Genomic DNA, 8,288 nt, shown 5'->3' with positions numbered 1-8,288 from the left:
AAAAAAAAGGTGTTTTTTTGGCTTTTTATACTAAACAATTGTAAATTAATTTACAATTGTTTAGTATAAAAAGCCAAAAAAACACCTTTTTTTTACAGAACAACTGCCCACATCAGTTAATAATTAATACTAATTGAAAAATTTCCAAGAACACACAAATTATTGATATCCACATTGTTCCACATCTACACCAAACAGAAGTGGGATTTTTCTTACTTCATTTAGTAAGTTTTCAATAATTACACCAAAAGAATATTTTAATACGTTTATTAATACTACCAAAGTTTTAGTGACTCCAATTTCAACAGCAATTTTAACCGTGTCATTCTCTCCACTGCTAAAAGTAAGCTGGCTATCTTTAGCCATTCCATTCCTCTCAAAACAATTGCTATAGCAACAATTATCGAATTACTAACATTAAAAAATCAAAAATATTATAAAATATCTAATAATAAAAATATTCTTATTATTATTTCAATAATTTATACTAATTATTTAATTATATTATTATTGCATTATATTATAATTAAGGAGAATATCTATGAAATACCATATAATCATAAGTATATTTATTTTTCTATTTTTAAATGCTTGCAATCCAGATTCTAATACCAATCAAAATAATTCTAAAAAAGGATTAAAAACAGAAAAAATCCCTAATAAACAAATAAAAAATAAGCTACTTGATGATTTTAAAAATTTAATAGAAACAGCTAACGCAGATAGAAAAAAATATGAAAAAAAATTAGAAGAAGAACCTTCAAACCAATATGGAATATCAATTTTCAAAGAAATTTATTGGATAGCATCATATGAAACGGTAGCGGATAATACTGAGAGATCTAAAAACTATAGAAAATTCACTTATGCTACTTTAAATCCTATTAATACCAATAAATTAGCGAATCTTTCAAAGATTTTAATTCAATCAAAACAAAAAACCCTCCTATTTGGCACCTTTTGCAACCTTGGAAGCACTTTTGATACAGCGATTAATCACTTATATCCTAAAAAGGATGCTCTAGATGCCCTGGCTGTTTCAGATTTAAAACAGCTTAAAAATTCATTTGAAAAATTATTATCTATAAAAACAGATATCTCAAAAATGTTAGAACAGCTTTTATTAGATTATAAAGATTATATAAATTCTACAGAAACAGATATTGCTAAGCTTGAATCTCATTTAACGGAACTTTACAAGCAAATTGAAAAAAAAAGTTCCCAAGCAACAAAGCTGAAAAATAACATATTATCAATAAGCAACCTTTAAAATCATGTTATTGGAATTAATATTATGTAAAAACCTATCCTTTAAAAAAGGATAGGTTTAATAGTGAATTACTATTTCTAAATCAAAGATTATAGAAATAGTAATTTTCTTTTGTAATTTTCATATTTATTAATTAAATCTGATAAGATTTCTTTTTTTAATGAAAAATAATCTTTCAAAAATAAAATAAGCTCTTTTAGTATCTTCTTTACAAAATTCGTAAAACGAAAACAAAAAGAAAAAACCTAATGCTTGATTTTTATTGTATTATGGGGATATTGTTACTTTAGGTAAAAGCTAAGCAGATTTTAATTTAGGTTTTATTAAATTTCCACCTTTGTTTTTTATTAAAATTCTAACAGACATTTTTCTATTATTTGCTTAAGGCAAATTTTCTTTTTTTTACGTTTGATAAATTCTCTTTTAACTGTCTTTATATTCCTCTAAAGCCCTATTTTTTAATTTTATCTATAGAAACAGACACCTCTAGAACCTTTTTCCCGTAAACTTTTTTTGATACAATTTGTATTAATAAATTTCCTAAAAGGAATTTTAAAATTTTCTTTTATTAAATCTTTAAATACACTTTGATCTTCTTTTATATAAAGAGGAAATACATAGATTGTCACTGCATCTATTTGAAACAAAACATCTAATAACTTCCAAAATACAGATTCTTTACCTAGATTGTAATTGTTTATAGCATATTCTTCTTTTGAATATGCAAATTCTTAAACTTGTTTAAAAGCTTTTCTCTTGTATGGTCAATTAGCTATTTTAGCTTTTTTGGTTTGAACGCCAATACTAAAATTATTGAAAATATCTTTTAAAAAAATCTCATTGTCATAAATATCTTTATTTGAAAAATCTTTTTAGTAAAAAATAATGAGGATATTTGTATTCAAGTTTTTAAAAATTAACAGTAAAGATATTGTTTTTTCCTAAAAACTCATATTTTTTTTTCTTTTACCTTTAATACTTTTATAAAATACTTTAATCAGCTTGCTTTTTTTAGTCCATCTTTATATTTAGTAAAAATAGCAATAGCAACTCCGGTCTGAATGCCAAATACATTCTAACCTATGCTGCCATCATCCGTTTTTTCTTTCTTGAACTATCGTGTAAATTTAATATATAAATTTCATCAAATGTTTTTCAGAGGTAGTATCTCATAACTCTGAATGCCACCTTGTCAAAGTATATCCTTTGTTTGTCATGATGCCTAGCAATCCTTCGTTAGAATTCTTAATTCTATGTCGTGCAAATCTAATAAACTTGGTGCGGTCATCATTAAGTGGCCTAAATTTTTTTCATTTATAGACTTATTTTCTATTTTTTTATAATCATTAACTAAATTCAATATATATATATTCATTATTATTTTTTGAATCTGAATTATAAGGAGGATTTCCCAGTATGACAAGTATTTGCCTTTCTTTAACTTTATTTGTAAGTTCATTTTCTTCCCCAATTGCAGTAAAAAATACCTTAAAAGATTTTTGATCTAAGAGCCCTGTTTCATCAATAGAATTAGCCAAAAATATTTGCAACTTTATATTCTCATTATCGAAGTTGCCGCTACAAATTTTTCTTTTAAATATTGACTTGGCTTTAAATGATCAACTGCATAAGGAACCATTATGCATTCAAAACCATAGACATTTTTAATGTATGTGAAAATTAATGCAATCTTCTTGTTTTTCAGAATCTATTGGAATTTCGTTTAGTATAATTTTAATTACTTCAGGTAAAAATGTGCCAATACCTATTACAAAGTCAAACGCTTCAACTTTATCCCTATTTGCAAAGCCATAATTTAATTTAATTTTTTTTAAGTGCTTTATGTAAACCGTTAACAATAAAACTTACACCCGAATAGGAAGTGTACTACACTCCTTTGGCCTTTATTAGTTTAAATCGTACTTAGCTAGAAAATCCTCATAAAAATAAAGATAGGGATCTTTTAAGCTTGTTTTGGTTCCTGTAAAAGAAAATTATTTGAAAAATAAGCTCTGTAGCAATTTATTTATTACATTAATAATTTCTTCTAAAATCTATCTTGGGCTATTGTATTCATTATTTGTCTCAATATCACCAATTAATTTTAATATATTTCTTATAAGCGAAAAGTTCAAAAGTATACACTTTTTAATATTATAAAAAGCTATTTTTCATTATTTTTATTATTAAGTCTGACAATAAAAAGTCCATAAGTAATAGTTTGGGAAATTGAGTCTGAAAATTCATTGGTAGAAAAATTATTATTATAAATATTTTCTTTAATTACATTATAAATTTTTATCTATACGCCATTAGCCAGATTTATTAAATCTAAACTATTAGAATTAAGATTCTAATCTTATTCTAATAGTTTCTTTATTTTCTAAAATCGTTGATAAATCGATATATACCCTATCAACATTATCTTATTAATAACCATATTTTCATATCACTTAAAACACAAATTTCAATAGCAGTTAACTCTAAATAAGAAAGGATATTTTTCATAATAACACTCAAAACAAAAATTATACAACAAGTTAAAAAAATTTAAAAACTTGTTAATTCATTATGGTGTGTTTTAGAAGTCTACTTTTGACTTTAGGATTGCTTTATTAAATTTATTTAAACTGGATTTTATAATTCAATCATTTATTAAATATCCAAGTTCTTTAAGAAATATTTATCACAAAAACCCTACTACTAAATACGTTGTTAACTCTTTATAATTATTAAATACCGACCTATACTTAAAATATTCATTAAATTTAAGCAAAGACATAATTACCTTATCTTAAACTTTTAGATAAAAAAATTGATTTTTAAGGAAATCAAAATGATACCCCCAAAAGCTTTTAATAATAAAAAAATTGTTATTCTTGCAAAAAGCTACTTAAGAAAAATAGTAAAATTTGTGTTGTTTATAGAACTAGAAATAAATATCCCAAAACCCTTATAACAAGCTAATAATTGTTTTATTGGGGGGTTGTTTAGGGATTATAAAATTCTATATACAAAGCCTAAAACAAATTTTACATTTTTATGCTCATATCCTTTTCTATTTCTTGCTTGCTGTTTCTTTATAATAACGAGTTTTTAATCAATTAAAATAAAAATTTTTTCTTTCTAACATCTTTTTTCTTCTTTCAAACTATCTTCAAGACACTTTAATTTATCTTTATAACTCTTCTTTATCTTTTAGTTATTCTTTTTTAAATTTTATTTTACTTTTTGTATTTCTTTTTCAATCTCTTCTAATTCTTGTATTCCTTTTCCATTAGCTTCTAATCTTAGATTTTCAACAATATTTTGAGCTATCAGATTTTTAGATTTCTCTTGTATCTCTGCTTGGCATCTTAAATTAATTCCTCTTTTATCTCTTCTTTTGTATCTATAAAATCTAAAAATTCTTTAGCTTGTTTTTTAAAATCTTATTCTAAATTTTATATATCTACAACTTATATAATGTTTATAAGAACTTATTAGTATAAAAATAACAGACATAGTAATTTTCCTCATAATTATCCCACCAAGCTTTAGGAATATATTAAAGACCTATATTTACATATATAAAGCTTAAAAGCAATTTAATTACATTGCACACTATAAGACAAAAAAATAAAGCCCAAAAAAACTGCTCCCCCCAGAGCACAAATTCCAAAATCACCAAAGCAGATCACAATAAAGACAATTAAATGCAAACAATAAAAATATAAGATATTCCTTCTTTATTAAAGAAAGTTGGAATAATTTTTTGCAACATAAATTATGAAAGCATTATCAAAATAAACATTTATTAATAAAATTGTAAAAAAGAAAAACCAATATTAAATACAAAGCTCAAATATCTATAAGTTAATTTAACTTTACAACAACTAGCAATAAAAATACATTAATAAAATTAATAGATACATTAAATTTTAAATCTTCATTACACACACTATAAAACAAAATTTTGTATTTTACTTTTTCTCATTATTATATTTAGTTACAATATCAAGCAAAACATCTTTTCTATTCTAAAAAGCTCCTTAAAAATATAATTTACTATTATTATCTCTTTTTTACAAACTCACATAATTCTTTATATCTCATGAAAATTCTAATAGAAATATTCTTATTATTTAATTTACTTATATGATTATTAAAATTTAATAATTTTTTTTCTAAACATGTATTTTTTTATATTTTTAAATCCTAATTCCCTAATTTTATTAATAGATAAAACTATCCTCCAAAACTTTTGACAAAGTTTTAAATAAAAATAAGCTTGAGCTTTAACAAATACAAAAGGCTTTACAAATTGAGAAAAACTTTTAAAACAATCATATTTATAAAGTTATTTTGTTTAAATTTCATATAGAATTTTCATTTTTTGAATTTTACTATCAATTATCTTTTTCTAAATTCATTTTCAATTGCTCTTTTAAATCTTTGTAAATTATTAATTTTTATCTATATTATTAGCATCTAAATTCGATAAATTATCAATAATTGCGGTATTTCCAATTTTTTTATTAAAATATAATATTTTATTTTTATTTTTATTTTTATTAATAAAGCACATATCCTTAATATACTTTATTATCTCATATAAATTATTGGGGAGACTAAACCACTTTTAATTACTATCCAATATATAAAAAATATTTTGCAAAGTTTCTTTTGCCTATTTATAATAGCCTTCTTTTGAAGAAGGATCTAAAAGCTCATTTATAAAAACTTTTATATCATTTGGAAAATGAATCTTGTTGGTGTTAAAATCAATACATTGTTCTCAAATAATATACATATTTATTTGTAAATCATCTTTTACTTTTTATTTTACTATCCCGATTTTTTTGACATTTTATGATTTAAATAACTACTTTATAAATAAAGAAATTCCCTGTTTTTTATCAAATACCTTATCTGAATAAGATATTTGATAAATCCTATAGGTTCATATTCTTAACACAAATTATCTATACTAATTTTAATTATATTTTTCACACTCCCTATATTCTTTCATAATTTCATTAAGCAATTTTTCTTTATATTTAAGTAATTTTTCTAACAAAAAAAATAATAAATTTTGCTTTTGATTTGCAATATTTGTATGCATTCCATGTTTTAAGCTGAAATCTTAATGGCCTAATAAAATTTCGATTGGATTTTTTAATTTTCACTCCTTCTTTATCCTTTAAAAAAATAAAGAATTTTGTATGCTGTTTTCGATTATATCTTTCTCCCAAACTAGTCCTTATTCTATTGCATTTGTTATTCTTAAATATTCATAAGTCTGACTTTTTGCTATTTTTTGTAATTCCTAGTAAACATTTCAAAGTTTTGATAGCCATCTAATTTATAATATTTTTTATATTTAATTTCTTTAAAGATAGATCTTAATTGTTTCTATTTTATTGTGAATTTCTTTTTAAAAGTTGATTATTAGTCTTTTTTAAATGAAGAGAACTTGTTCCAGCTTATCTTAATTGAAATTAATTTCAATTTTCTTTTGATTTTTATTAGTATTAATAAGATCCTTTATTTTTTATATTCATATATTTAAATTTTAAACTCATTCTATCTCCTTACTTATCATGAAGTTAAAAATTTTTCCGATAACTGGAAAAATTTTTCAAGCGTAATTTCATATTCTTTTATATAATCTTTATTTAAATCGAAAGTATCGTTCTCTGCTATCCTTTTGTTCAAGTCTTCACGTTCATGAATAACGCCTAAAAAATTATCATCACCGCTTATTAATTCCAATAAGTGTTTTCATTACCAAAATTACATTTTTTTGCATATTTTTTAGTTTAAGTTTATTAATTCTTTTTTTTAATTTCGTTTTCTCTTTTTTATTTTTTATTTTTTATTTTTATAAATCACTTTTATTAAAAATATATGTATACATATATTTTTTTACTATCTCTTTCAATAACCCCGGGCAAATAATTGCAAATATCACACATTAAGCAACACATGTGCTCTTGCAATTTTGATTTTTTAAGCCAATCTCCAAAAAATTTTTAAAAAACTTATTATATTTATTGATTGCCCTTTAAGAAACTTTTTTTTATTATGCTTTTATTGTAACTTTGTAAATCTTTTAATAGTTTAACTTAGCTAGATTGGCAAATAACTTACTATTAGGGCTTTATTATAACTGTTAAATTTTATTTTTTTGTTAAAATTTATATTGCCAATGATAAAAATACGCCAATTTAAATTAAACATTTTTAATAATGTCCAAATCCTCCTTATATAAGGCACATCATAAATCAACTTTACTGAAAAAACAATAAGCATATCTAAAATTTTTCACCCTATTAATACCACACAATGTAGTAAACAATTTTCGATATTATACTATAATTAATATTGTGATAATACATTGTTGTAATATTATTATATTTAGGGAGAGTATTTATAAAATAAAGCATAATTACTAGAATACTTGTTTTTTCTATGAATGATTTTAATGTAGATCTTAATATTAATCATCATAAAACCAAAACTAAAGATGAGTTTTATTTTTTAATTTAATTAATTTTAAGGAAAAACTAATTACCATATTGATCCCAAATAAATAATTATTGACAAAAGTTATATCAAGGGATATTGCCTAATATAGCAGAAGCATATTCTGTTATTAAATATCTCCTAAGGAGGATTTTATTTTTAAAATAACAGAAAATAGTGCACTTATTTTAATAGATATACAAAATGATTTTTTAGAATCAGGCGCTTTACCAGTATCTAATAGTAATGAAATAATTTATTTGATCAACCAACTTCAAAATTATTTCAAAAACATTGTTGCCACCAAGGATTGGCATTGTAAAAATCATGCAAGCTTTTCTAATAATAAAAATGGGGGTATTTGGCCTGAGCACTGCGTCAAAAATACTTGGGGATCAGAGTTTCCTAATGATCTAAATACAAAAAAAATAAAAAAAGTTTTTTTTAAAGGGACCGATCAATATTACGATAGTTACAGTGGATTTTATGATGATTACACTAAAAAAAAACA

The 8,288-nt window shown here is 22.8% G+C and carries 9 protein-coding genes and 2 pseudogenes; 2 read left to right on the top strand and 9 right to left on the bottom strand.

The window, feature by feature from the left end:
- Window positions 1-159: 159 nt before the first annotated feature.
- The gene (locus HNQ06_RS05180; protein ID WP_184107892.1) at window positions 160-366 is read right to left on the bottom strand and encodes a hypothetical protein; all 207 of its coding nucleotides are present in this window, start codon (window positions 364-366) and stop codon (window positions 160-162) included.
- A 175-nt stretch (window positions 367-541) separates the two neighbouring features.
- Here HNQ06_RS05180 and HNQ06_RS05175 point away from each other — a divergent pair, with 175 nt between their 5' ends.
- The gene (locus HNQ06_RS05175) at window positions 542-1,270 is read left to right on the top strand and encodes a virulence associated lipoprotein (RefSeq protein ID WP_184107890.1); all 729 of its coding nucleotides are present in this window, start codon (window positions 542-544) and stop codon (window positions 1,268-1,270) included.
- A gap of 129 nt (window positions 1,271-1,399) precedes the next feature.
- On the opposite strand, the gene HNQ06_RS05970 is transcribed toward HNQ06_RS05175, so the two are convergent.
- The 8 genes and pseudogenes from HNQ06_RS05970 to HNQ06_RS05150 all read right to left on the bottom strand — a co-directional run bounded on the left by HNQ06_RS05970 (window position 1,400) and on the right by HNQ06_RS05150 (window position 7,564).
- Window positions 1,400-1,504, bottom strand: a complete 105-nt coding sequence (locus tag HNQ06_RS05970; RefSeq protein ID WP_231012369.1) for a plasmid partition family protein — start codon at window positions 1,502-1,504, stop codon at window positions 1,400-1,402.
- Between the two features lie 1,112 nt (window positions 1,505-2,616).
- The gene (locus HNQ06_RS05165; RefSeq protein ID WP_184107888.1) at window positions 2,617-2,820 is read right to left on the bottom strand and encodes a hypothetical protein; all 204 of its coding nucleotides are present in this window, start codon (window positions 2,818-2,820) and stop codon (window positions 2,617-2,619) included.
- Window positions 2,821-2,934: 114 nt separating this feature from the next.
- Window positions 2,935-3,129, bottom strand: a complete 195-nt coding sequence (locus HNQ06_RS05160; protein WP_184107886.1) for a hypothetical protein — start codon at window positions 3,127-3,129, stop codon at window positions 2,935-2,937.
- Between the two features lie 2,285 nt (window positions 3,130-5,414).
- Window positions 5,415-5,549: pseudogene (locus tag HNQ06_RS05965) on the bottom strand (chromosome replication/partitioning protein); the annotation flags it as partial.
- Between the two features lie 760 nt (window positions 5,550-6,309).
- Window positions 6,310-6,438 carry a plasmid partition family protein gene (locus tag HNQ06_RS05760; protein ID WP_343056775.1) on the bottom strand — a complete coding sequence of 43 codons (129 nt, stop codon included), beginning with the start codon at window positions 6,436-6,438 and terminating at the stop codon, window positions 6,310-6,312.
- A gap of 124 nt (window positions 6,439-6,562) precedes the next feature.
- Entirely contained in the window at window positions 6,563-6,637 is a 75-nt protein-coding gene (locus HNQ06_RS05960; protein WP_472841111.1) for a hypothetical protein, read from the bottom strand.
- Window positions 6,638-6,850: 213 nt separating this feature from the next.
- Window positions 6,851-7,033, bottom strand: a pseudogene (locus HNQ06_RS05755) (ParA family protein); the annotation flags it as partial.
- A gap of 348 nt (window positions 7,034-7,381) precedes the next feature.
- Window positions 7,382-7,564 carry a hypothetical protein gene (locus HNQ06_RS05150; RefSeq protein ID WP_184107885.1) on the bottom strand — a complete coding sequence of 61 codons (183 nt, stop codon included), beginning with the start codon at window positions 7,562-7,564 and terminating at the stop codon, window positions 7,382-7,384.
- 398 nt (window positions 7,565-7,962) lie between these two features.
- On the opposite strand from HNQ06_RS05150, the gene HNQ06_RS05145 reads away from it, so the two are divergent.
- Window positions 7,963-8,288: cysteine hydrolase family protein (locus HNQ06_RS05145; RefSeq protein WP_484478983.1), on the top strand; the 326-nt coding region annotated here is incomplete at its 3' end.

It is taken from the genome of Borreliella lanei, assembly GCF_014205895.1.
In the GTDB taxonomy this organism is placed as follows: Bacteria; Spirochaetota; Spirochaetia; order Borreliales; family Borreliaceae; genus Borreliella; species Borreliella lanei.
This window is presented reverse-complemented; position numbering and strand designations above follow the sequence as displayed.

What these genes read in the sequence shown, in the direction of transcription:
- HNQ06_RS05180 (WP_184107892.1), bottom strand. Translation starts at nt 366, where the DNA reads ATGGCTAAAGATAGCCAGCTTACTTTTAGCAGTGGAGAGAATGACACG.
- HNQ06_RS05175 (WP_184107890.1), top strand. Translation starts at nt 542, where the DNA reads ATGAAATACCATATAATCATAAGTATATTTATTTTTCTATTTTTAAAT.
- HNQ06_RS05150 (WP_184107885.1), bottom strand. Translation starts at nt 7,564, where the DNA reads ATGCTTATTGTTTTTTCAGTAAAGTTGATTTATGATGTGCCTTATATA.